The 24,650-nt window shown below is 49.4% G+C and carries 22 protein-coding genes; 13 read left to right on the forward strand and 9 right to left on the reverse strand.

Going from position 1 to position 24,650, the window contains the following annotated elements; genetic code table 11:
• Nucleotides 1-101 precede the first annotated feature (101 nt).
• A complete protein-coding gene (qseC, locus tag M977_RS14075) occupies nt 102-1,457 on the reverse strand; it encodes a quorum sensing histidine kinase QseC (protein WP_064516108.1) in 1,356 nt (451 codons plus the stop codon).
• On the reverse strand, nt 1,454-2,113 hold the full coding sequence (gene qseB, locus M977_RS14080; protein WP_064516110.1) for a quorum sensing response regulator transcription factor QseB: 660 nt from the start codon (nt 2,111-2,113) through the stop codon (nt 1,454-1,456). Before qseB ends, qseC begins: the two co-directional genes overlap by 4 nt.
• A 192-nt stretch (nt 2,114-2,305) precedes the next feature.
• On the opposite strand from qseB, the gene M977_RS14085 reads away from it, so the two are divergent.
• From M977_RS14085 to M977_RS14105, 5 genes are all read left to right on the forward strand, one after another.
• Nucleotides 2,306-2,710 (forward strand): YgiW/YdeI family stress tolerance OB fold protein, encoded by a 405-nt coding sequence (locus M977_RS14085; RefSeq protein WP_064516112.1) that lies wholly within the window; start codon nt 2,306-2,308, stop codon nt 2,708-2,710.
• Nucleotides 2,711-2,937: 227 nt separating this feature from the next.
• Entirely contained in the window at nt 2,938-5,208 is a 2,271-nt protein-coding gene (gene parC, locus M977_RS14090; RefSeq protein WP_064516114.1) for a DNA topoisomerase IV subunit A, read from the forward strand.
• A gap of 179 nt (nt 5,209-5,387) precedes the next feature.
• Nucleotides 5,388-6,143 carry a 1-acylglycerol-3-phosphate O-acyltransferase gene (locus tag M977_RS14095; protein WP_064516115.1) on the forward strand — a complete coding sequence of 252 codons (756 nt, stop codon included), beginning with the start codon at nt 5,388-5,390 and terminating at the stop codon, nt 6,141-6,143.
• Nucleotides 6,144-6,282: 139 nt separating this feature from the next.
• Nucleotides 6,283-7,695, forward strand: coding sequence for a cell division protein FtsP (gene ftsP, locus M977_RS14100; RefSeq protein WP_064516117.1), 1,413 nt, complete (start codon nt 6,283-6,285; stop codon nt 7,693-7,695).
• 141 nt (nt 7,696-7,836) lie between these two features.
• A complete protein-coding gene (locus M977_RS14105; protein ID WP_064516119.1) occupies nt 7,837-10,122 on the forward strand; it encodes a YgiQ family radical SAM protein in 2,286 nt (761 codons plus the stop codon).
• A 110-nt stretch (nt 10,123-10,232) separates the two neighbouring features.
• Here the strand turns inward: M977_RS14105 and dkgA are convergent, their stop codons facing one another.
• Both dkgA and yqhD read right to left on the reverse strand, forming a co-directional pair.
• On the reverse strand, nt 10,233-11,060 hold the full coding sequence (gene dkgA / locus M977_RS14110) for a 2,5-didehydrogluconate reductase DkgA (protein ID WP_064516121.1): 828 nt from the start codon (nt 11,058-11,060) through the stop codon (nt 10,233-10,235).
• A gap of 105 nt (nt 11,061-11,165) precedes the next feature.
• A complete protein-coding gene (gene yqhD / locus M977_RS14115) occupies nt 11,166-12,329 on the reverse strand; it encodes an alcohol dehydrogenase (RefSeq protein ID WP_064516123.1) in 1,164 nt (387 codons plus the stop codon).
• Nucleotides 12,330-12,522: 193 nt separating this feature from the next.
• Between yqhD and M977_RS14120 the strand changes: the two genes are divergently transcribed.
• On the forward strand, nt 12,523-13,413 hold the full coding sequence (locus M977_RS14120) for an AraC family transcriptional regulator (protein WP_064516125.1): 891 nt from the start codon (nt 12,523-12,525) through the stop codon (nt 13,411-13,413).
• Between the two features lie 48 nt (nt 13,414-13,461).
• Here M977_RS14120 and M977_RS14125 read toward each other — a convergent pair whose 3' ends face one another.
• Both M977_RS14125 and metC read right to left on the reverse strand, forming a co-directional pair.
• Nucleotides 13,462-14,121, reverse strand: a complete 660-nt coding sequence (locus M977_RS14125) for a DedA family protein (protein ID WP_064516127.1) — start codon at nt 14,119-14,121, stop codon at nt 13,462-13,464.
• A 180-nt stretch (nt 14,122-14,301) separates the two neighbouring features.
• A complete protein-coding gene (gene metC / locus M977_RS14130; RefSeq protein ID WP_064516378.1) occupies nt 14,302-15,489 on the reverse strand; it encodes a cystathionine beta-lyase in 1,188 nt (395 codons plus the stop codon).
• Between the two features lie 188 nt (nt 15,490-15,677).
• On the opposite strand from metC, the gene exbB reads away from it, so the two are divergent.
• The 3 genes from exbB to M977_RS14145 all read left to right on the forward strand — a co-directional run bounded on the left by exbB (nt 15,678) and on the right by M977_RS14145 (nt 18,512).
• The gene (gene exbB, locus M977_RS14135; protein WP_064516129.1) at nt 15,678-16,412 is read left to right on the forward strand and encodes a tol-pal system-associated acyl-CoA thioesterase; all 735 of its coding nucleotides are present in this window, start codon (nt 15,678-15,680) and stop codon (nt 16,410-16,412) included.
• 4 nt (nt 16,413-16,416) lie between these two features.
• The gene (gene exbD, locus M977_RS14140) at nt 16,417-16,842 is read left to right on the forward strand and encodes a TonB system transport protein ExbD (RefSeq protein ID WP_064516131.1); all 426 of its coding nucleotides are present in this window, start codon (nt 16,417-16,419) and stop codon (nt 16,840-16,842) included.
• Between the two features lie 218 nt (nt 16,843-17,060).
• Nucleotides 17,061-18,512 (forward strand): methyl-accepting chemotaxis protein, encoded by a 1,452-nt coding sequence (locus tag M977_RS14145; RefSeq protein ID WP_064516132.1) that lies wholly within the window; start codon nt 17,061-17,063, stop codon nt 18,510-18,512.
• 70 nt (nt 18,513-18,582) lie between these two features.
• Here the strand turns inward: M977_RS14145 and M977_RS14150 are convergent, their stop codons facing one another.
• Nucleotides 18,583-18,975, reverse strand: a complete 393-nt coding sequence (locus tag M977_RS14150; protein ID WP_245163511.1) for a cytoplasmic protein — start codon at nt 18,973-18,975, stop codon at nt 18,583-18,585.
• The gene (locus M977_RS14155) at nt 18,975-19,373 is read right to left on the reverse strand and encodes a hypothetical protein (RefSeq protein WP_064516135.1); all 399 of its coding nucleotides are present in this window, start codon (nt 19,371-19,373) and stop codon (nt 18,975-18,977) included. The genes M977_RS14150 and M977_RS14155 overlap by 1 nt, the downstream gene beginning before the upstream one ends.
• A gap of 103 nt (nt 19,374-19,476) precedes the next feature.
• On the opposite strand from M977_RS14155, the gene M977_RS14160 reads away from it, so the two are divergent.
• The 4 genes from M977_RS14160 to M977_RS14175 all read left to right on the forward strand — a co-directional run bounded on the left by M977_RS14160 (nt 19,477) and on the right by M977_RS14175 (nt 23,002).
• The gene (locus M977_RS14160; RefSeq protein WP_064516137.1) at nt 19,477-19,980 is read left to right on the forward strand and encodes an ESA_00282 family adhesion-associated protein; all 504 of its coding nucleotides are present in this window, start codon (nt 19,477-19,479) and stop codon (nt 19,978-19,980) included.
• Nucleotides 19,981-20,173: 193 nt separating this feature from the next.
• Nucleotides 20,174-20,734, forward strand: a complete 561-nt coding sequence (locus M977_RS14165) for an NlpC/P60 family protein (RefSeq protein WP_064516139.1) — start codon at nt 20,174-20,176, stop codon at nt 20,732-20,734.
• Nucleotides 20,735-21,013: 279 nt separating this feature from the next.
• The gene (locus tag M977_RS14170; RefSeq protein WP_064516141.1) at nt 21,014-21,439 is read left to right on the forward strand and encodes an OmpH family outer membrane protein; all 426 of its coding nucleotides are present in this window, start codon (nt 21,014-21,016) and stop codon (nt 21,437-21,439) included.
• Nucleotides 21,440-21,643: 204 nt separating this feature from the next.
• Nucleotides 21,644-23,002: an 8-oxoguanine deaminase gene (locus M977_RS14175; protein ID WP_064516142.1), complete on the forward strand. Its 1,359-nt coding sequence runs from the start codon at nt 21,644-21,646 to the stop codon at nt 23,000-23,002.
• Nucleotides 23,003-23,004: 2 nt separating this feature from the next.
• On the opposite strand, the gene M977_RS14180 is transcribed toward M977_RS14175, so the two are convergent.
• Entirely contained in the window at nt 23,005-24,366 is a 1,362-nt protein-coding gene (locus M977_RS14180) for an HdeD family acid-resistance protein (RefSeq protein ID WP_064516144.1), read from the reverse strand.
• Between the last annotated feature and the right edge of the window lie 284 nt (nt 24,367-24,650).

Raw genomic sequence — 24,650 nt, forward strand, 5'->3', positions numbered from 1 at the left:
CGTCTGGCGCGGAGTTTAGCGTGATCATTGTCACAGTTAAATGCCATATACAGGCAAAGACTTTTGCTAAAAACGCAATAATCAGAGGGCTGAATCCGTTTCTACCAGCGTATTTGTACCTGAAATCCACCGCTGGGGGCGTTTACGAAGCTCGCCTGCATACCGTGTAATGCAGCGATTCGCCTGACGATAGATAACCCGAGGCCGCTGCCAGTTTTTTCCTGCCCGGGTGGACGGAAGAAGCGTTCACCCAGAGAGGTCAGATATTCAGGGCTTACGCCGGGGCCGTTGTCGGTAATCGTGATTTCGTGGCTCTGGAGAACGACATTGACTACACTGCCGCGCGGGCTGTAGCGCACGGCATTATCCAGCATATTTCTGACCATCAAACTAAGTAGTAGCGGTTGGCCCTGACGTTTTACTTTTGCGTCCTGAATATCAAGGCGAATATCAATGCCTTCACGCTGTGCCTCGTGATACGCATCCATCACCGCATTTTGCAGTAGCGGCTGAAAAGCCACGTCCTGCACATCATCCAGACCAGCTAAAGAATCGAGGCGCGATAAAGTGAGCAGTTGATCGACCAGGCGAGTCGCACGATCGATGCCTACGCTCAGATTATTCAGTGCGTGATCGCGCATCGGTTCATCATTTTGTGCAAGCTGTGCCACTTCGGCCTGTACTTTTAATGCGGCGAGCGGGCTGCGTAGCTCATGTGCGGCATCAGAGGTAAAGCGCCGTTCGCGCTGCATAAATTCCCCGGTGCGGGTAAATAGCTGATTAAGCGCAATCACCAAAGGGCGCACTTCTTGCGGCAGGTTTTGTGTTGGCAGTTCACTGGCATCGTCTGGTTTTCGGTTGCGTAATTGCAGCGCCAGCTTGTGAAGCGGAGAGAGTGCCCGGCTGACCAGCCACACCAGCATCAGCAGGATCACTGGCGAAGCGATTAGCCACGGCGTGAGCTGGGACAAAACGATGTCCCGCGCCAGGTCTTCGCGGTACTCCCATTCCTGACCTACCACGATGCGGTATTTTCCGTCTGGTGTTGTCACCCAGACCATGCGCCACATATCGTCATCGCCTACCAGTTTTCCATCAACAAATCCGTCACGCTGGTAGCGATAGCTGAGATACCTGCCGTTGTCGCCGTCGTTTAGCAGCAACTGCCCGTTGGCGGTATAAATGGCGAAGGCGAGGGTGTCATCATCTTGTTTGCCGCGATGATGAGAAATCATCTTTTTAGTACGGGGCAACTGTGTATCGCTTTGCACGCCATCGAGCTCTAATGCACTCAGACGTTTGGCAAACAGCACTTGTTGGGTATCAAAGAGTTTATTGAGGGTTTTGCTGGTTTGCTGCCATGCGGCGAGGCTTGCGCCAACCCACGCCACCAGGGTGAGTAAAATAAACCCAGCAATTAATCTGGCGCGTAAACTTTGGGTGAGCTTTTTTATCATGCTTCACCCAACGTATAACCGATGCCGTGCACCGTGCGAATAAAACCACTCCCGAGTTTGCGGCGTAAATGGTGGATATGAACTTCCAGGGCGTTTCTGGAAACGTCGTTGTCCCAGTTATAAAGTTTTTCTTCAATAAGCGAGCGCGGTAATACGCGCCCGGCGTTACGCATAAACAGTTCCAGCAAGGCAAATTCTTTGGGTTTTAGTTGCAGTGGTTCACCGTCGCGGGTAACGGTTAATTTAATCGGATCAAGTTCGACACCAGCATGGCAAAGGGTAGATTGAGCCTGCCCATGATTACGGCGGATTAAAACCTGTAAGCGGGTGGCAACTTCTATTAACGCAAAGGGTTTACACAAATAGTCATCGGCACCAAGTTGTAATCCCTCAACTCGTTGTTCCAGTGCATCGCGCGCGGTTAGAATTAGCACAGGTTCAGTTCGGCCATTACGACGCCAGGTTTTTAAGATATCCAGCCCGTCGATTCCCGGCAGACTTAAATCCAGTACCACTGCGTCGTAGGGGGCTAAACTTAGAGCTGACTGACCTTGAAGGCCATCAGTAAACCAGTCGACGGTAAAACCCATCTTTGTCAGTCCGGCTTTGAGTCCGTCGCCAATGAGTTTATCGTCTTCAATTAGTAATATGCGCATGGTGTTTCCCTTACTGCCCATTTGCGGGAAGTTAATAACTTTTGCGAGGGTGTGTACAGGGGAAAAATACGATGCTTCGGCATGGTGCGCAATTTACTAAAAAAAGCGATTTTTGATGGGAGAATTAAGATCGCGTTAAGATCTATCACGTTAAATAGCACTCATGAAATCATTCATAAAAGGAAAATTAAAATGAAAAAAATAGCCGCTATTATAACTATTCTCGCTATTACCGCAGCACCTGCACTGGCTGCAAATCAGGGCGGGTTCTCTGATCCGAACGCAGCTCCTGCCACCACACAAACTCAAACCGCAGGCGGTTTTGTCGGCCCAAGTGGCAGCAACACCACGGCGACACAGGCCAAGTCACTGTCTGACGATACCTGGGTCACTTTGCGCGGCAAAATTGAGTCACGCATCGGCGGTGACCATTACATTTTCCGTGATACATCTGGCACCATTAATGTCGATATCGATCATAAGCGTTGGAACGGCCAGACTATCACTCCGCAAGATACCGTTGAGATTCAAGGTGAAGTCGATAAGGACTGGAATTCTGTTGAAATCGACGTGAAGCAAATTACTAAAGTAAAATAATGCCCCGAATGAGCCGCAATTTGCGGCTCATTTCTTCCTCCCTCACTTCTCTTAAAGATACGCACTCCTCTGTGACTACGACTGCCAGATAGGTTACTATCGGCGGCAATTACGCCGTTTATACCTGTCATATTTCAAGCTGCATGTTCGTTCGCTGCACTCATGCAACTCGAATTATTTAGGGTATGTGGCCACACTCGGCTCGTCAGTTTGAGGATGAATAATTAATGAGTGATTTAACTCATGATGGTGCAGAACGCCTTGCGCTGCACGAATTCACGGAAAATGCTTATCTCAACTATTCCATGTACGTCATTATGGACCGCGCCTTGCCGTTCATTGGCGATGGTTTAAAGCCCGTACAGCGTCGTATCGTTTATGCGATGTCGGAGTTGGGATTAAGCAACAGCGCTAAATTCAAAAAATCAGCTCGTACAGTTGGTGACGTGCTGGGTAAATACCATCCGCATGGCGACAGCGCTTGCTATGAAGCCATGGTATTGATGGCGCAGCCCTTCTCCTATCGCTACCCACTGGTTGATGGCCAGGGAAACTGGGGTGCGCCGGATGATCCGAAATCCTTCGCCGCGATGCGTTATACCGAATCGCGCCTGTCGAAATATGCTGAAGTCCTGCTGGGTGAATTAGGGCAGGGGACGGTTGACTATGTGCCGAACTTTGACGGCACCATGCAGGAGCCGAAAATGCTACCTGCGCGTCTACCAAATATTCTGCTTAACGGCACCACCGGCATTGCCGTTGGTATGGCAACCGACATTCCTCCGCATAACTTACGTGAAGTAGCGAAAGCGGCAATCACTCTGATTGACCAGCCGAAAACTACGCTCGATGAGCTGCTGGATATTGTTCAGGGCCCGGATTACCCAACTGAAGCTGAAATCATCACCCCGCGTGCTGAGATCCGCAAAATCTACCAGAATGGTCGTGGCTCTGTGCGCATGCGCGCGGTGTGGAAAAAAGAAGATGGCGATGTGGTGATCACCGCATTACCACATCAGGTTTCCGGTGCGCGTGTGCTTGAGCAAATCGCCAACCAAATGCGCGCTAAAAAGCTGCCAATGGTTGAAGACTTGCGCGATGAGTCGAACCACGAAAACCCAACGCGTCTGGTGATTGTTCCACGTTCCAACCGTATCGACGTTGAGCAGGTGATGAACCATCTGTTTGCCACCACCGATCTTGAGAAAAGCTATCGTATTAACCTCAATATGATCGGCCTGGATAACCGTCCATCGGTGAAAAACCTGCTGGAAATTTTGACCGAATGGCTGGTTTACCGTCGCGAAACGGTGCGCCGTCGCCTTAGCTACCGTCTCGAAAAAGTTCTCAAACGTCTGCATATCCTCGAAGGTTTGCTGGTGGCATTCCTCAATATTGACGAAGTGATCCATATCATTCGTACTGAGGACGAGCCGAAGCCGGTGCTTATGTCGCGTTTCGAGTTAAGCGAAACCCAGGCTGAATCTATCCTCGAGCTGAAATTGCGTCACCTCGCAAAACTCGAAGAGGTGAAAATTCGCGGCGAGCAGAGCGAGCTGGAAAAAGAGCGTGATCAATTGCAGGGCATTCTGGCGTCTGAACGTAAAATGAATACCTTGCTGAAGAAAGAGTTGCAGGCCGACTCCGACGCTTATGGCGACGATCGCCGTTCCCCGTTGCGTGAGCGTGGCGAAGCGAAAGCCATGAGCGAGCATGACATGACGCCGTCTGAACCCGTCACCATTGTGCTGTCGCAAATGGGGTGGGTGCGTAGCGCCAAAGGCCATGATATCGACGCGCAAGGTTTGAATTACAAAGCGGGTGATAGCTTCCTGGGTTGTGCTAAAGGCAAGAGTAATCAGCCGGTGGCGTTTATCGACTCTACCGGGCGTAGCTACGCACTCGACCCAATTACGCTGCCGTCTGCGCGCGGGCAGGGCGAACCCCTTACCGGTAAACTGACACCGCCGCCGGGAGCCGTCGTTGAACACGTATTAATGGCACCGGATGAGCAAAAATTACTGATGGCGTCAGATGCAGGCTACGGTTTCGTCTGTACCTTTAATGATTTAGTGTCTCGTAACCGTGCGGGTAAAACCCTCATCTCATTGCCGGAAAATGCGAAAGTGATGCCGCCGGTAGAGATTTCAAGTGTTGATGACATGCTGCTGGCAATTACTGCAGCGGGCCGTATGTTGATGTTCCCTGTTGGCGATTTACCGCAGCTTTCTAAAGGGAAAGGGAATAAAATTATCTCTATTCCAACTGCAGAAGCAGCAAAAGGCGAAGACAAACTGGTTCATCTATTTGTATTGCCGCCGCAAAGCACCGTTACTTTGCACGTCGGCAAGCGCAAAATTAAACTTCGTCCAGAAGAGCTGCAAAAAATCACTGGTGAGCGTGGTCGTCGCGGCACATTGATGCGTGGTCTACAACGTATTGATCGTGTTGAAGTTGATTCTCCACTTCGCGCAAGTGCAGGTGATAGCGAAGAGTAATCGAAAAATGGCGGCTGAAAGGCCGCCAGATTGGTATATTTTACGCTTAAGCAAGTCGTACACCCGTCATCATTCAAGTTGCAGTGCCCTGACTACCCCCATACTTACAGTCTGGTGCTTTCCTGCATCGCGAATTATTTAGGGTATACTTGTCAGCGCTTTTGGCTTTTGAGGTTGTTATGCTATCCATCGTACGTTTTATTATCGTTATAATTTATTGCATCCTGGTGAGCATTTTTGGCTGTATTTATTGCCTGTTCAGCCCACGTAACCCGCGCCATGTTGCAACCTTTGGTCATCTGTTTGGGCGCATGGCGCCTGTGTTTGGTTTGAAAGTCGAAACCCGTTTACCGGCGGGTTATAAAAATCACCCGACGGCGATTTATATCTGTAACCACCAGAATAACTTCGACATGGTGACAGCGGCGAGTATTGTGCAGCCGCCGACAGTGACCGTCGGGAAAAAAAGCCTGCTGTGGATTCCCTTTTTTGGCCAAATCTACTGGTTAACTGGAAATATGCTGATTGATCGTGACAATCGCGCCAAAGCCCTGAGCACCATTTCCCAGGTGGTGGCGCAGATTCAGAAACGTAAAATTTCGGTCTGGATGTTCCCTGAAGGCACACGTAGTCGTGGTCGTGGCCTGCTGCCGTTCAAAACCGGCGCATTCCATGCAGCGATTGCTGCGGGCGTCCCAATTATTCCGGTGTGCGTTTCCAATACCAGCAATAAAATTAAGCTAAACCGTTGGAATAACGGTTTGGTGATTGTCGAAATGTTGGATCCCATTGATATCAGTGATTACGGCAAAGATCAGGCGCGTAAGCTTGCGACTCATTGCCGCGATATCATGAGGGAAAAAATCGCCGAATTAGATAAAGAAGTCGCGGAGCGTGAAGCCTCCGGCCGAGTTGAGAAAAAGCAGGCGAGCTGATCGCTGTTTATTTTGGCGGTATACCCAAAATAATTTGAGTTGTGGGTAGGGGTAAGTGAGTGCAGCTAACACCCCCACAACTTAAAGTATGGTGGGTATTTGTATCGCCCTACGTTGTTAAGTTTCACATGGAGTTAATATGTCACTCAGTCGGCGTCAGTTTATACAGGCATCAGGAGTCGCACTTTGTGCAGGCTCGGTGCCACTGAGGGCAAACGCAGCAGGACTGCAGCAACCTTTACCCGTTCCACCTTTACTTGAGTCCCGCCGTGGGCAGCCTTTGTTCCTGACGCTACAGCGGGCGCACTGGTCATTTACCGGCGGCGCTAAGGCTCCAGTCTGGGGTTTGAACGGGCGTTATCTGGGGCCGACCATCCGTGTATGGAGCGGCGATGACGTGAAGATGATTTACAGCAATCGTCTGCAAGAAAACATTGCTATGACGATTGCCGGTTTGCAAGTTCCAGGCCCGCTAATGGGTGGTGCCGCACGTCTGATGCAGCCGAATGTTGATTGGGCGCCCGTGCTGCCGATTCGCCAGCAGGCCGCAACATTGTGGTATCACGCCAACACACCAAATCGCACCGCCAAACAGGTCTACAACGGCCTGGCAGGTATGTGGCTTATCGAAGATGAAGTCAGTAAATCGTTGCCAATTCCAAACCACTATGGCGTCGATGACTTCCCGGTCATCATCCAGGATAAGCGCCTCGATAACTTTGGCGCGCCTGAATATGAAGAGCCGGGCAATGGTGGATTTGTGGGAGACACACTGCTGGTTAATGGTGTGCAGGGACCATATGTTGAGGTCTCTCGTGGCTGGGTACGTTTGCGTCTGCTTAATGCCTCCAACTCGCGCCGCTATTTACTGCAAATGAGCGATGGCCGTGCGATGCATGTTATTTCCAGCGACCAGGGTTTTCTCACCGCTCCTGTTTCGGTGAAACAGCTTTCGCTGGCACCGGGTGAACGCCGTGAGATTCTGGTCGATATGAGTGACGGCAAAGAAGTGTCGATAACCTGCGGTGAAGCGGCCGGTATCATGGACCGTATCCGTGGCTTCTTTGAACCGTCGAGCATTCTTATCTCCACGCTGGTTCTGACGTTGCGTGCCACCGGTCTGCTGCCATTAGTGACCGATACATTGCCAATGCGCTTGCTGCCGGATGAAATTATTAACGGCAACCCGGCCCGTAGCCGTGAAATTACACTCGGCGAAGATCCTGGCATTAACGGTCAGCTATGGGATATGAAACGCATTGATATTCAGACTCAGCAAGGCACCTGGGAGCGCTGGACCGTGCGTTCCGATATGCCGCAATCCTTCCATATTGAAGGTGTGAGTTTCCTGATTAAAAACGTCAATGGCGCAGCACCATTTGGTGAAGACCGCGGTTGGAAAGATACCGTTTGGGTCGATGGGCAGGTTGAGTTATTGGTCTATTTTGGCCAGCCTTCCTGGGAACATTTCCCATTCCTCTATACAAGTCAGACGCTTGAAATGGCAGACCGTGGTTCTATCGGGCAACTACTGGTGCAGCCTGCGCCATAAACCATTTTAGGCCCTTTCCATCAGCGAAAGGGCCTTAATTTTTAACATGGCAATAACACTTCATTTTTGACCCCATACCAGCGTATAATCGCCGGCTTTGGTTATTTTTAAATCATTTTTTATTCATTTTTCGGAAGCATTATGAGCTCTATTAGCTTGATCCAGCCCGATCGCGAACTCTTTTCGTGGCCACAATACTGGGCAGCCTGTTTCGGCCCGGCACCATTTTTACCCATGTCACGTAAGGAAATGGACGAGTTAGGTTGGGATAGCTGTGACATCATTCTGGTTACCGGAGATGCCTACGTTGACCATCCAAGTTTTGGTATGGCTATCTGTGGCCGTATGCTGGAAGCCCAGGGGTTCCGCGTGGGTATCATTGCCCAACCAGACTGGAACACTAAAGAAGACTTCATGCGCCTTGGCAAACCGAATCTGTTTTTCGGTGTGACCGCAGGCAACATGGACTCGATGATCAACCGCTACACCGCGGACCGTAAGCTGCGTCATGACGATGCGTACACGCCTGATAACGTGGCGGGTAAACGCCCGGATCGTGCATCGCTTGCTTATACCCAGCGTTGTAAAGAAGCCTGGCGTGATGTGCCCGTCATTCTTGGCGGCATTGAAGCAAGCCTGCGCCGTACCGCGCATTACGATTACTGGTCTGATACCGTTCGTCGCTCAATCCTGGTGGATGCTAAAGCCGATATGCTGATTTTTGGCAACGGCGAGCGCCCGCTGGTAGAAGTGGCTCACCGCCTGGCAATGGGCGAGAAAATCGACCAAATCTGCGATGTGCGTAACACCGCAATGATGCGTAAAGAAGCGATGCCGGGCTGGTCTGGCGTGGATTCTACGCGTCTGGATATGCCTGGCCGTATTGACCCGATTCCACACCCATACGGTGAAGATTTGCCGTGTGCGGAAACCGGTAAGCCGGATAAGCCAATTAACGAAGCTCAGGCTATCGTGGTGAAACCTGCACCGATGAAGCCGTGGGAAAAAACCTACGTGTTGCTGCCGTCCTTTGAAAAAGTCAAAAACGACAAAGTGCTGTATGCGCATGCTTCACGTATTTTGCACCATGAAACCAACCCAGGTTGTGCTCGTGCATTGATGCAAAAACACGGTGACCGCTATATCTGGATTAACCCGCCAGCCATCCCGCTTTCCACCGAAGAGATGGACAGCGTGTTCGCACTGCCTTACAAGCGCGTTCCACATCCTGCCTATGGCAAGGCGCGTATCCCAGCTTATGAGATGATTCGTTTCTCGGTGAACATCATGCGTGGTTGCTTCGGTGGTTGTTCATTCTGTTCTATTACCGAACACGAAGGGCGCATCATTCAGAGCCGTTCCGAAGATTCGATCATCAGCGAAATTGAAGCGATGCGCGATACCGTTCCAGGCTTTACCGGCGTGGTTTCGGATCTCGGTGGCCCAACCGCTAACATGTATATGCTGCGCTGTAAGTCACCGCGTGCGGAACAAACTTGCCGCCGCTTGTCTTGCGTGTATCCGGACATTTGCCCGCACATGGACACCAACCATGAGCCGACGATCAATCTGTATCGCCGCGCTCGTGAGATTAAAGGTGTTAAGAAGATCCTGATCGCATCCGGTGTTCGTTACGATATTGCCGTTGAAGATCCGCGCTATATCAAAGAGCTGGCGACGCACCACGTTGGTGGATATCTGAAGATTGCTCCGGAACATACCGAAGAAGGGCCGCTGTCTAAGATGATGAAGCCGGGTATGGGCAGTTATCAGCGCTTTAAAGAGCTGTTTGATACTTACTCTAAACAGGCTGGTAAAGAGCAGTATCTGATTCCTTACTTTATCTCAGCACACCCTGGTACGCGTGATGAAGACATGGTGAATCTGGCACTGTGGCTGAAGAAGAACCGCTTCCGTTTGGATCAGGTGCAGAACTTCTATCCGTCACCGCTGGCGAACTCGACCACCATGTATTACACCGGCAAGAACCCGCTGGGTAAGATTGGTTACAAGAGTGAAGATGTGGTGGTGCCGAAAGGCGATCGTCAGCGCCGTTTGCACAAAGCGCTGCTGCGTTACCATGATCCAGCCAACTGGCCGTTGATTCGTGAAGCGCTGGAAGCGATGGGTAAAAAGCACCTGATTGGTGGTCGTCGTGAATGCCTGGTGCCTTCGCCAACGATTGAAGAGATGCGTGAAGCGCGTCGCTACAACCGTGGTGCGCGTCCGGCATTGACGAAACACACGCCAATGACACATCAACGTCGTGCGCCTGGCGACACTAAGCCTGCTGTCGGTGGGAAACCAGTTGCTGGTGCGAAACCTAATGCTGGCGCTAAACCTACAGCTGGTGCTAAAGCGGCTACAGGTGCAAGACCTGCACCTAAAGTTGTATCGAAGCCTACAAGCAGGAAGCGCCCGGCTTAACGATTGTTGTAAAACAGTAGAGCGGATGCCGCGAACGACATCCGCTCTACAGCTACAATATCATTCGTAGGTCGGATAAGCGTAAGCGCCATCCGACACTATGAACAGTTTTACGAGCCAAACACATCAGGGTCTGGTCCCAGACGCTTATGACTATCCAACTTCGCAATCTCGCTTAACTCGTCTTTATCAAGACGGAAATCAAACACGTCAAAGTTCTCAGCAATACGCGATGGGGTCACCGATTTCGGGATCACAACCAGCCCGCTATCCAGATGCCAGCGAATGACAATCTGTGCCGGGGTTTTGCCGTATTTATCGGCCAGGTCGCGGATGATTTTCTTATCAAACACACCTTCTCCGCCCTGAGCCAGTGGACTCCAGGATTCGGTCTGAATTTTGTGTGTCGCATTCCAGGCATGGAGCTGGCGTTGTTGCAGTAATGGATGGAGTTCAATCTGGTTGATAACCGGCGAGACGCCCGTTTCATCAATCAGACGCTGGAGATGGTTAAGCTGGAAATTACAGACGCCAATGCTTTTGACCAGCCCCTGTTTTTGTAGCTCAATCATACCTTTCCAGGCTTCAACATAGTGATCTTTGCTTGGCACCGGCCAGTGCATCAAATACAGATCGACGTAATCGAGCTGGAGCTTTTCAAGGCTGTCTTCCAGCGCCTGAGGTGGCCTTTGCTGATCGTCATTCCACAGTTTGGTGGTGATAAACAGTTCGTCGCGCGGAATTCCAGCCTGTTTTAGCGCATTGCCCACGCCGTCTTCGTTCTTGTACGCCGCAGCGGTATCAATGGAGCGATAGCCGACTTCCAGCGCTTTATCGATGGCAATCAGGACTTGATCGTTGCTGGCTTGCCAGACACCGAGCCCCAATTGTGGCATTACATTTCCATCCTGAAGCTTGATTACTGTTGGATTTGCCATGTATTCCTCCTTAATAAGCGATACACCGGAAGGGGCTTCCGGTGTAACAATTGCGTTTAAGTCTGGACCAAATACTCAAAAACGAGAACCAAATGGCTAAATTACTTAGCGTGCTGCTTCGTAAATACGACGGCTCACGTCCAGAGTAATGTCCTGGCGCTCACCCAATTTGGTCATGCCTTTTTCTTCCAGTTTCACCAGTAACGCCGGGATGGTGCTGCCATCCAGACCGTAGGCAGACAGGCGAGTTGGGGCACCCATTTGCTCGAAGAAATTACGTGTTGCTGTAATTGCCGCATCAATACGTTCTTCTTCAGAACCTTCAGTGATATTCCACACGCGCTCAGCGTATTGCAGCAGTTTGCCGCGTTTCTCGTTACGTTTTTCATTCAACAAAGATGGCAGAACCACCGCCAGAGTCTGCGCGTGATCCAGGCCGTGCATCGCAGTCAGTTCATGACCCAGCATGTGAGTTGCCCAGTCCTGCGGCACACCTGCACCGATCAGGCCGTTTAATGCCATGGTCGCCGCCCACATTACGTTGGCACGCACGTCATAGTTTTCTGGCTCTTTCAGTGCAATTGGGCCGTCTTCAACCAGCGTTAACAGAATGCCCTCGGCAAAACGGTCCTGCACTTTGGCGTTCACAGGGTAAGTGATGTACTGCTCAACGGTATGAACAAAGGCATCGACTACGCCATTTGCGACCTGGCGCGGTGGCAAAGTGTAGGTGTAAACCGGGTCAAGTACCGCGAAGACAGGCTGTACGTGTTCAGACATAAACGCTTGTTTGTCGCCTGTTTCACGGCGAGAAACTACAGCACCTTTGTTGGATTCAGAACCGGTCGCAGGTAGCGTCAGAACAGAGCCCATCGGGATTGCGCTCTTAACATCGTTACCGTGTGTCAGCAGGATGTTCCATGGGTCGATATCAGCCGGGTAGTTGGCTGCTGCGGCGATGAATTTAGTGCCATCCAGCACAGAACCGCCGCCGACTGCTAATAGGAAAGTCACTTTCTGCTGGCGAACGATTTCGACCGCTTTCATCAGCGTTTCGTAAGTCGGGTTAGGCTCAATGCCGCCGAACTCCAGTACATCCAGCCCGTTAAGCTCGGCGTAAACCTGGTCCAGTACGCCATTTTTCTTTACGCTGCCACCGCCGTAGGTAATCAGAACACGGGCATCAGCAGGAATTTGTGCGCGCAATTCGGAAATAGCGCCTTTACCAAACAGGATGCGAGTTGGGGTATGTAGGTTGAAGTTGTTCATTATTTGATTCCTGTGGTTTGGATCGTTAGAGACAATACTTATCGAATTTGATGGTAGCCATTGTCGGCTTCAGATGGCTATCTCTCAATGCTTATTCCTGCCTTTGTCTTGCCTATTTCTACTTTCCTCTGGAGAAAAATAAAAATAAGTCGCAGACTTATCACGTCATAACAGCCTTGTGGAGCGGAAGGGAATGAAGCGGAAAGAGATTTGCCAGCAATTAACAAATAAGATTAATTGTTTGATACAAAAAGAAAATAGTGGTCTTTCTTCATTGCCAAACGTTACTTTATTGTATGGCACTAAACCTTATGCGCGCACGCCAGTAATGTATGAACCGGGGATCATTATTCTCTTTTCGGGTCATAAAACGGGTTATCTGAACGATCGTGTTTTCCGCTACGACGCCAATGAATACCTGCTGCTGACAGTACCGCTGCCGTTTGAATGTGAAACCTTCGCCACACCTGAAGTACCTCTGGCTGGGGTGCGTATCAATATCGATATTTTGCAGTTGCAGGATTTGCTGATGGATATCGGCGAGGATGATTTATCGCACCCGCAGACCTGTTCAACCGGTATTAACTCAGCTGAGCTCTCCGAAGAGATCCTTTGCGCGGCTGAACGTTTGCTGGACGTGCTGGAGCATCCGCTCGACGCGCGTATTTTGGGTAAACAAATTATCCGCGAGATCCTCTATCACATTCTGGTGGGGTCATGCGGTGCAGCATTGTTGGCATTGGTCAGTCGGCAGACGCATTTCAGCCTGATTAGCCGTGTGTTGCGTCGTATTGAAACGCAGTACACCGAGAACCTCTCAGTGGACCAACTTGCCGCTGAAGCGAATATGAGCGTCTCTGCGTTTCACCATAACTTTAAATCGGTGACCAGTACTTCGCCGCTGCAATACCTTAAAAGCTACCGCCTGCATAAAGCGCGGATGTTGATTTTGCATGATGGGCTGAAAGCTAGTGCTGCGGCTATTCACGTGGGATATGAAAGTGCTTCGCAGTTTAGCCGCGAGTTTAAACGCTACTTTGGGGTGACCCCGGGGGAAGATGCCGCGCGTATGCGAGTCATTTAAGCTGAAGCTTACAGAGTGGATAATTTCGCATTACCCACTCTGTAATTTTTATGCGGGGTTAAATCTTTTTTTGATAACCACAAATAGCGTGCCTACCAGGCCCACAACCAGCAGAACCATCGGCAGAATCATCAGGCAGGTCATCACCTGATCTTCGTGGCGTTTCACAAATGGAATCATGCTCAGGGCATAACCCAGGCTGGTGACGCTACCAACCCACAACAACCCACTCAGCCAGTTAAATACCTGGAAGCGGCGATTGCTAAGGCCAGAAATGCCCGCCATGGTTGGCAGCAGTGTGCGCACAAACGCCAAAAAACGGCCAGCTAACAAAGCGAATAAACCGTGTCGGTCAAACATCACCGTCGCTCGCTCGTGATATTGCGGTGGAAGTTGTTTCAGCCAGCTTTTCACCACCCGGGTATTACCGAGCCAGCGGCCTTGCACATAGCTCAACCAGCAACCGAGGCTTGCCGCCGCGGTTAAAATAACGATTGTCGGGACGAAATTCATTACCCCTTTTGCCACTAACGCTCCTGCGAGTAATAGCAGACTGTCGCCTGGCAAAAACGAGGCGGGCAGTAATCCATTTTCGAGAAACAGCGTCGCAAACATGACGCAATAAACCACTCCAACAACATGAGGGTCCGCGAGTGCAGCAAAGTCATGTTGCCAAAGCGCTTGAACGATATTGTGTATAACAGCCATGGCAAATCCTGTGGAACCGCTTTATTGAGCAGGCCTGAATCTACAGTAGTTAGATTAGGCACACCTTAGTTTTAGGAACCTAGTGTAACGCTAAAAAGCCTGCGACATCTTGATCGCAGGCTCAACAAATCATTATGGGATAGCAAAAACTGTCCTTATGGACGTCCACTTCTGGCAATTTTAGGCGATCCGTTGGAAACCTGCTTCAAGATCGGCGATGAGATCGTCAACATTTTCCAGGCCAATGTGTACGCGCACTAGCGTTCCAGTGAAGTCTACGCCACCTGCCGGGCGAATCTCAGCGAGCTCTTCCGGTTGGTTGGCAAGGATAAGCGATTCATAGCCGCCCCAGGAATAGGCCATACTAAAATAGTGGAAATTGTCCAGGTAGTACTGATATTGCTCGTTATTTAAACGATCCTTCAGCACGAATGAGAACAAGCCGCTGCTACCTGTAAAGTCTCGTTTCCAGAATTCATGCCCTTTGCTGCCGGGCAGTGCAGGGTGATTAACACGTTCAACCTGCGGGTGTTGTGCCAGCCACTCGGCAATTTTCAAACTACTTTCATGATGTTGACGCAGGCGCACACCAAGAGTACGTAGACCTCTGCTAGTCATATAAGCGGTATCGGCATCCAACATTTGCCCCATCAGATAAGAGTTTTCACGCAGCTGATCCCAGCAACGTGCATTTGATACAGCTGTGCCAACCATCGCATCCGAGTGGCCAATCAGGTATTTGGTGCCGGCCTGAATCGAAATATCGATACCGAAATCCAGCGCCTTAAAGAGAATGCCTGCCGCCCAGGTGTTATCAATCATGATGATGGCGTCTGGGGCAACGCTGCGTACCGCCTTAACAATGGCTGGAACGTCATGTACTTCCATTGTGATAGAGCCAGGCGATTCCAGAAATACGACTTTAGTATTGGGTTGCACAAGCTCTGCGATGCCTGCGCCAATCATTGGGTCAAACCAGGTGGTGCTCACGCCGAGTTTTGCGAGAATTTTGGTGCAGAAGTCCTGGCTTGGCTCATAGGCGGAGCCGGTCATTAGTACATTGTCGCCCTGCTCGACGAACGCCAGAATCGCATTGGCAACGGCTGCGGCGCCACAAGGGTAAAGCGCACAACCCGCGCCGCCTTCGAGTTCGCACATCGCTTCTTGTAAAGAGAAGTGGGTCAGGGTGCCACGGCGACCATAAAAAAGTTCGCCTTTCGCGCGGTTAGCCGTCGCCTGTTTTTTAGCTTCAACAGTTTCAAAAACCAACGAGGAAGCGCGTTGAATGACGCTGTTAACCGAACCCTGGGTGAATTTTTTATCGCGCCCGGCATTAACCAGCGCCGTTTCAATGTGCTTTTTACTCATCTTCACTTTACCCTGTTTAACCATCTGGATGTCTAAATCTAACTTATCATGCTTTTGCTGCGTAAGCGCAAGGAATGCATAGACAATTTAAGGCACTCTTTAAATACTAATGAGAACTACTATCAATTCGATGTCGTTTTGATATTATTGCGCACAGTTTTTGTATCATTTCGTGGTGGAGAGTAAGAGTGACGAATAATTTGATGCAGACAGACCTCTCTGTCTGGGGCATGTATCAACATGCCGACATCGTGGTAAAGATTGTGATGATCGGCCTGATTATGGCCTCTGTCGTCACATGGGCAATCTTCTTTAGCAAAAGTGTTGAGCTATCCTCGCAAAAGCGTCGTTTGAAGCGTGAACAGCAACAACTGGCTAATGCCCGCTCTCTGAACGAAGCCAGTGAAATGGCTGAAGCATTTGATGCGAAGAGCCTGAGCACAATGCTTATCAATGAAGCGCAAAATGAGCTTGAGCTTTCCGCAGGCAGCGAAGATAACGAAGGCATTAAAGAGCGTACCGGTTTCCGCCTTGAGCGTCGTGTTGCGGCAGCGGGTCGCCACATGGGGCGTGGTAATGGATTCCTTGCGACCATCGGTGCGATCTCTCCGTTCGTCGGCCTGTTTGGTACGGTCTGGGGCATCATGAACAGCTTTATTGGTATTGCGCAGTCGCAAACCACTAACCTTGCTGTAGTGGCACCTGGTATTGCAGAAGCATTGTTAGCAACGGCTATCGGCCTGATTGCAGCAATTCCTGCGGTGGTTATCTACAACGTATTTGCCCGTGTTATTGGTGGCTATAAAGCTTCTTTGGGTGACGTTGCGGCTCAGGTTCTGTTGTTGCAAAGCCGTGACCTGGATTTAGACGCTAGCTCTCAGGCTCGCCCGGTACGTACGGCTCAGAAACTGCGTGTAGGTTGATCCCATGGCAATGAGTTTTAACGAAAACCACGACGATAACGGCGAAATGCATGAAATCAACGTGACACCGTTCATCGATGTCATGTTGGTATTGCTGATTATTTTCATGGTGGCCGCACCGCTTGCGACAGTGGATGTGAAGGTTAACCTTCCTGCATCTTCAAGCCAGCCGCAACCGCGCCCGGAAAAGCCGGTCTACCTGTCTGTCAAAGCCGATCGCACGATGTTTATTGGCAATGATGAAGTGACCAAAGAGAACATGATCAATGCTCTGATGGCTGCGACTGAAGGCAAGAAAGACACCACGATTTTCTTCCGCGCAGACAAAACGGTTGATTATGAAACCATGATGAACGTGATGGATACGCTGCATCAGGCAGGGTATTTGAAGATTGGGTTGGTGGGACAAGAAGTCACTGCCGCCAAATAATTTTTGCATGATCTTACAACGGCCCGTTAGCTCAACTAACGGGCCGTTTTTCTTTTGTCCGCATTCCCGTCTGACTTAATTCAAATTTTAAAATCACACGAACGTATTATTGATAACGTGTGAAACTTATTCGCGATAAATCAATGTTTATCTATGCTATTTCTATGCGGGATTATTCCGTCATGAAAATACATAATGACAAATGCGTGGATAACAATATGGCAACGATGACTGTTTTGCATACTGGCAATAAACAGCCCGACGTGGTGTCTCTGAGAAGCATTTATCTGCATGCTGATGTTTTAATGTTTTGGGTCGTGTGGGGAATGTTTGTTATTTCCCTAGCGGTGGGGTGGGCTTATGATGCGATCCCGGTGGCGCTGGTAGCGGGCAGTTTACTTGCGTTGAGTTCCAGTGTTATCAAAGTATTACTACCCGGTACGCTATTTACCCGCTTGTATTATGCGTTCACATTAATCGGTTTTGCCGCATTGCTCATTCAATTAGGTGACGGTGAAACTGAATATCACTTTTCGGTTTTTGTATTACTATCAGCATTATTAGCTTATCGCGATTATAGACCATTATTAATGGGGGCCGTAGTTGCAGCACTTCACCATGTTTTATTTGCCTGGCTGCAAGCTAATGACTTATTCGGTATCACCTGCTTTATGCATCCCGGCATTCATATGGTGGTATTCCATGCCATTTTTGTGGTGGCGCAAACGGCGATACTCATTTACATGGCATTGCGCATGGCCGATGACGCACGTTCAGCCAGCGAAGTGGCACAGTTAGCAGCACAGATAAATCGCCAGCCGGGTTGCCTGACCCTTACAAGTAGTGAAAGAGAAAGCCGCACGCCGTTTGCTCAAACCTTTAATACTACGCTTACCACGATGAGGAACACGCTAAGCCAGGTGAGCGCTGGTGTGGCATCAGTACTCACAGCTTCGGAAAGTATCATCCAGCGTAATACCGCACTGTCTAAACGCACTGACGAGCAGGCAGCCGCACTTGCCATTGCTGCCAGTGCCATGGAACAGCTCAGCTCCTCCGCAGTCTCGACTAGTGACAAAGCGCAAAGTGCCAGGATGCTTGCCACTCAGGCAAGTAATCTCGCCAGCAAAGGTGGAGTCAGTATTGATGCTGCCACACACACTATGGAACAAATCCGCGAAGAGTCTGACCACATCAGCAACATTCTTGAACTGATCGATGGCATTGCCTTCCAGACTAATATTTTGTCGCTAAATGCCTCCGTTGAAGCAGCCCGGGCAGGCGCTCATGGTCGAGGATTCGCGGTGGTAGCTTCTGAAGTACGCACGTTGGCGTTACGTTGCGAAAACGCGGCCAAAGACATTCGCCAGTTGATAAGCGTATCGGTAGAGTGTACTCGGACAGGCTCGGTACAAGTGGAGAACGCGGGGCAAACCATGCGTGAAGTAATTGGTTCCATCAATGCGTTGGCAGAGTTGGTGGAAGAGCTTTCCGAGATGAGTGGCCAGCAAAGCATCAGCATCACGCAAATGAATGAGAGCATCGCCAGTATCGATGAAAGCGTGAGGTATAACGTGGAACATACTGCGCAAACCGTACAGGCCGCGCGCCAACAACAGCAACAGGCTGATGATTTACAGCAGGCAATCTCTGTATTTCGTCTGGCCTGATAACAGGTTTTTCGAGCGTATTTATGTCGCAAAAAAAGAGTGCCTGCTTGCCGCAGGCGCTCCAGAAATCTTATAAATGCGGAGTTTTGTAACTGTTTTCCAGCAATGCACGCGTACGTGAGAGCGTTTGTGCTTCTTCATCTCTCAACTTCTGATACACCGCCTCCAGTCGAGCCAGAACTTCGGTTTTAAGCCTGGGCTGGTGGCTGATGATCTCGCTGAGAACTGCGCCGTAAATCTCATCTTTCACACGATATGGGTAAATTTGATGGCGGTTATGCCATTTTTGTTCAACCAATGCCGCAGTGATATTGACCTGACCTTGCGCGATGCGAGCAATATTTTCATTTTTAATTTGTACCAGCGCGGCAATATTTTCACGTAATAACGTATTGTCAGACGCAGTATCGTCAGATGGTGCAGCCGTTTGAAGAGGGGGGAATTGCAATTCTGACATTGGCATTACTCATCCAGCGAATAAAATAGAGGCCAGCTTTTTTCCTGAGTTAACTGATTGACCCAGATTTGCTGTGAATGATGACTTATCTGCAATTTTTTATCTTCTATTAGCATTTGCAGATCGGCAGAGTTGATTTTTTCTTGTTCTATGAGTTCATTTAATACTTTCACTATGGCTTCAATTTTCACTGCATAAAACAAACGATCTTTTAAATGCCGGTCGTTCTCTTCAAACAATGTATTTTTCGCTTGTCCAGCATAATGAGGGGCGCTCAGAATCATTTTCTCCAGAACTAAAATATTATCCTGAGGATTTAGTGTTAGAGCGCTATGTTCTTCTGAACCGGCAATATCAGCCTGCGAGACAGGAAAGGTCACTGGCACCAGGGTGTTGGGCAGCATTAAGGATGTCCTTTTATATCAATAGAATAAATTTTTATGTTTAACAGACGCCAGGTTGACTATATGTTGCCTCAAAATTACTATAAAAAAAACAGGAGTTCCCATGCAAAGCGTCTTTTATTCAATTGTATTAATATTGTTATTGCTGTGCATAGTACTGGTGCTGATGCGCGAGATTTCGCGTCCCAAAGTTAAATTAACTCCCGGTAGCGTCCCTAAATTAAATTTATCTGAAATTGACGAGCGTGAAGATTATTTTGCTAAGTTAATGTCAAAAATAACGCCTGATTATTACTGGCGAGTGAGCCATGAATATGTGGATTTCAATCATGCCACTATCAAAAGGATGCATATCGACGAACTTAGCGCTGACCTTACACTCTTTAACGCTCAGCGACGTTGTAGTGATTTACACTCTGCCATCTACCGCTATTACGATAACCTCAGAAAACGCTGTTCCGAGGGGGAGAAGGTACCTTTTGCTGATATCGAGCTGCTGAATTTACGCCAGTGCTTTGATGAGTTCAGTCATGATGCTTATCCCGCGTTGGTTGCTTTAGTATGGCCGCATCTTCAGCGACCGGAAGTCTGCCTTGAGAATGTATAGCGCCTTTTGCCAATTAGGCTGATTTTATATCAGGCTGTTTTTTAAACTAAAAAAAGCCAAATCTTAAAATGGACTGATTATCTGCTGGATTAACGTTCAGTACTGTTTATTATTTGCTCACCCAAAAGGAGTTGTTCGCCACGTTGCTGAAGATTCAGTAATACAGTATTTGCCATCAAAAAAGATATGACTCATGTATTTGTTTAAAAAAATGATTACCGCTTCACTTTTAATTATCCCTTTAGTTATTAGTGCAAATTCCTTTGCTTTTAATATGCCAAAGGAATTTGCATCATTAGGGGTTAAAACTCTTTCTAATAAAGATGTGTTTTCTAAGCAAGCTTCTTTTATAAAATCTGAAAGAAAAGCAACTTCTAATAATATCAGGTCATCCATATTGGCTGAATTTTCCAATTGGAAAGGAACACACTATCGATTTGGTGGTACTACACATAAAGGTGTGGATTGCTCTGCCCTCATGCAGCATATTTTTAGTGATTCTTTCCACAAGTCTTTGCCAAGAACAACAACTCAGCAAATTCAAAATGGTGAGCACGTCAATAAAGAAATGCTCAAGCCTGGCGATTTAGTCTTTTTTCAAACTTCACTTGGCACCCGTCATGTTGGCGTGTATGTCGGTAATAACGAGTTTATCCATGCCTCAAGCAGCGTGGGAGTAACCATTTCCTCACTGGCTAACCGTTACTGGATGGATCATTATGAAACGGCTCGGCGTTTAAAAATGATTGGCTGAATATAAATAATATTTCTGAGGTTTTATTTTGCTGTCACTACCATTATTATGGCCATTCATTTTGAAATGTTCATTCTAACTCATGTATTTAATGAATGAGATCGTATTAATGTATTTGGTTCGAATATAAGTTCATGGGGTTTATATTATTATTTTCAACGAGATTGTTATTAAATGAAAAGTAATTTAATTCACCATATGGCTAGTGCAGTAATGGTGGTCCTTGTTGCGGGTACGATGCTCATAGGTTGTGATGCAAAACAAGCAGGAGAAGCGTCAATGAAATTTGTAAATGTAGAAATGGTCTTAGTGGATTCTGGTTTGCTGAAGCAAGAGCAGGATCACCTCAAAGCCGTGAATGAAAGTTTGCATAAAGGCCAACAATTGGCTGAAAAGAATTACACCAGTCTGCCTGCGAATAAAGTTGATGCCGCGCGAAAAGCGGATAGAAATGTTCTTACGCAACAATGGAAAGGGCAGCAACAAGCTGCGCGTAATGTGGTGATGGCTGCATTGAAGAGTGCGACCGATGCTTACCGTAACGACAACAAAATTGGCATGATTTTGCCGACACAAGTAGCGATGTCAGTTTCGCCGGAACTGGATATCAGTGCCGATCTGACCCAGAAGCTTAAAACCACAAAACTAGAATTCCCAAAACTGCCAGATTTCGCCGTTAAAGCGAGTGGACCTGCTGCAAAATAGTCCAGTAAGCAAAAAGCTTCGTTGAAACACTCAGCGAAGCTTCAATTCATCCGAGAGCTCCTGTCAAAACCCCCATAAGTAAATGCGATAATACCGCTCAAAATTCCTGGGTAGAATGGCGACTATTGCCCAAGCAATGCCTGGATCAGCAGACAGGCCATAACTGAGCTGGCTTCCCTTTATCTTCATTTTCAGGAGCCAGTTATGTCTGCACAACGTTTGTGGATCAAAAATCCCCGCGCAGTTTTTACCGCTAATTCACAAGATGCCTCCGGTGGCGTGGTGATAGAAGGCGCGGTTATCCGTGAATTAATGCCTGCTGGTGGTGAGCCTTCCATGCCTTGCGATGCGGTGTTCGACGCCCGCGATCTCGTGCTACTGCCCGGCCTTATCAATACACATCATCATTTCTACCAAACTCTGACGCGCGCCTGGGCTCCAGTGGTTAACGTGCCACTATTCCCGTGGTTAAAGCAGCTTTACCCCATTTGGGCTCGTCTCGATGCTGAAGCCTTGGCTCTTGCCAGCAAAGTCGCAATGGCAGAGCTGCTGCTTTCTGGTTGCACCACAACCACGGATCATCACTATCTTTTCCCGCAGGGAATGGAAGAGGCGATTGATGTGCAGGTTGATGTGGTTAATGAGCTCGGAATGAGGGCGGTATTGACGCGCGGCTCAATGAGCCTTGGTGAAGACGACGGCGGTTTGCCTCCACGGCACACCGTACAGCAGGCGGAGACAATATTACGCGACAGCGAACGGTTGATTAAACGCTACCATCAGCGAGGGGAAGGGGCGTGGTTACAAATAGCCCTCGCGCCATGCTCGCCGTTTTCTGTGACTACCGAAATCATGCGTGACAGCGCCCAACTTGCTCAGCAAGAAGATGTGCGTTTGCATACTCATCTGGCTGAAACACTGGATGAAGAGAACTTCTGCCTGCAACGTTTCGGCCTACGAACTGTGGATTATCTGGAAAGCGTGGGTTGGCTTAATGACAGAACATGGCTTGCACATGGTATTCACTTTGATGAGCGCGAAATTCTACGGCTTGGGCGCGCGGGAGTTGGCGTTTGCCATTGTCCTGTTTCCAATATGCGCCTGGCATCAGGCATGTGTCCGACAGTGGATTTAGAAAATGCAGGTGCCGCGGTGGGGCTTGGCGTGGATGGTTCTGCATCTAACGATGCTTCAAACATAATGTATGAAGCGCGGCAGGCACTCTATCTGCAACGCCTGCGCTATGGCGCCGAAGCGATTACGCCGCAACGTGTGCTGGGTTGGGCGACTCAAGGTTCTGCGAAATTGATTGGCCGCAGTGACATCGGTGAAATTGCCGTCGGGAAACAGGCGGATCTGGCGTTGTTTGCACAAGATGAGCTGCGTTTTAGCGGCAGCCATGATGCCATCGCAGCCCTGTTGCTATGCGGTGCTGAAAAGGCAGAGCATGTGATGGTTGGAGGTAAGTGGCGGGTGACGCAGGGCAATATCATTGGTCTGGATGTACCGGATCTTATCTCCCGCCATCGAAAGGCTGCGAAGAAATTAGTCGCTGATATTTAATATTAGTCTTCCGTCAGTTCCTCGCCGCTTTTGCCTTTTCCCCATTCAACGCGGCGCTGGAGCATTTTTTTCAGCGCCCGCCCGGTGGTATTTAACCAGCCCGTTGGGCGCGGATCGGCCAGCATGCTCAATGCGCGGGCGTAATCGAGCAGCAGGCCTGGCGTCCATGCCATAGTTTCAGCGCGTTTACGCAGTTGCAGAGCTACCCACAGTTCTGGCGTCGACATCAGTTTCCCCATCGCCATCCAGAAACCACGTTTTTGCCAAAGCCTGCCAACCGAACCCTCGAGTGCGGCTTCCAGAGCCCGCGCCACGCTGCTTGAACAGTTCCGATACGTCAAATTGTACGATTCATTCTGGCGATAGTTTTCCCAGAAAGCCTTAAGCCGGGATTCGCTGTAATTGCGGATGCGTACTTGCCTTGTCGACGGGCACCACTTTGCGGCTTCCGTCGCATAATCTCGCTGAAACAGCCCTGGGACGTTATTTTCGGGTGTGGCGCGCAGCAGGCGAGCGAACTCATCCGGAGACTGGTCAATAAGCTCAGCAGGATAGAGGCTGATGTAAATGCCTCCGGGGGATTCAAGTGCGGCGTGGCCGGTTGAAATAACCCCGTTGCGGTCGACTGCGGCGATATAGCGGCTAATTACCGGGCGAGGGATGGCTTCACCAGCGGCTGAACCGACGGGCGTCCAGACATGCACCGTAAGCGCTTTTTCGTCATCGTTCGGTGGGCCGTCCCACTCCACAACGTCAGGTGGAAGATGAGCGGCTTCTTCCATGAATACAGTACCTTTCAGAGCTGGATTCTCAGCGGCATTTTTGACGCGATTAGCGAGGATAAACAGGTTCCAGCCAGCAAATGCCAGGCCTAATCCGAGGCAGTAGGGCACCGTTCCGGAATAGTGGGTCGGCCACGGTTGGAAGAAAAATATCGCCAGCGCAATCTCAACAATGCCGCCCCATAAAGCAGGCCGCCAGCGTCGGTAGCGAACCACCACGGCTGAAGCAATTTGCAGTGCGCCATCAAATAAAAACAACAAACCAAAGATCATGGATAAAACGAAGTTACCGTGATGATGGCCCGCCAGAATCAATAGCGAAGCGACAGTAAATGCCCCGCCTTTTACGTAGCGCAGCACGCGTTGCCCGCCCATACCGCTGTGCGCCACCATCAATGTTGCAACACCTTCAAACAACAACAGGCAGGCAAAGGGTTGGATAGGGAAATAGAGCGAGCCATCCAAAGCATCAACAATAATCACCACTCCGGCAATAAGCGTGATCCAGCCAAAACGGCGTAGCCCGCGCCAGTGGGAGCGCAGGAAATCAACACCAAGCAGGATCATTGTTAGTCGCATCATGGATGTTATTCCGAGAATCAGTTCAACACATATATAGCCCACAAGACCGTGAAATGCGTGATTGGCGCTTCTGTAAGTCAGTTTTTTTGTGATTTTAACCGGAACTGGAAGATGTCTCTCAACACGATAATGCTCTGGATGACCGTTCATTAGGCGATACGTTATTAGTCGCGTGCTACAGCACATCTGTAGCCGGGAGTTCCATCTCGCGCTATTTTGATTAGGCCGGGAAGCAAATTCCGCGAGCGTTGAGGAATAGTTGTTCCCGGAAGGCATTTACTGCC

This window comes from Buttiauxella gaviniae ATCC 51604, from assembly GCF_001654835.1.
GTDB lineage: Bacteria > Pseudomonadota > Gammaproteobacteria > Enterobacterales > Enterobacteriaceae > Buttiauxella > Buttiauxella gaviniae.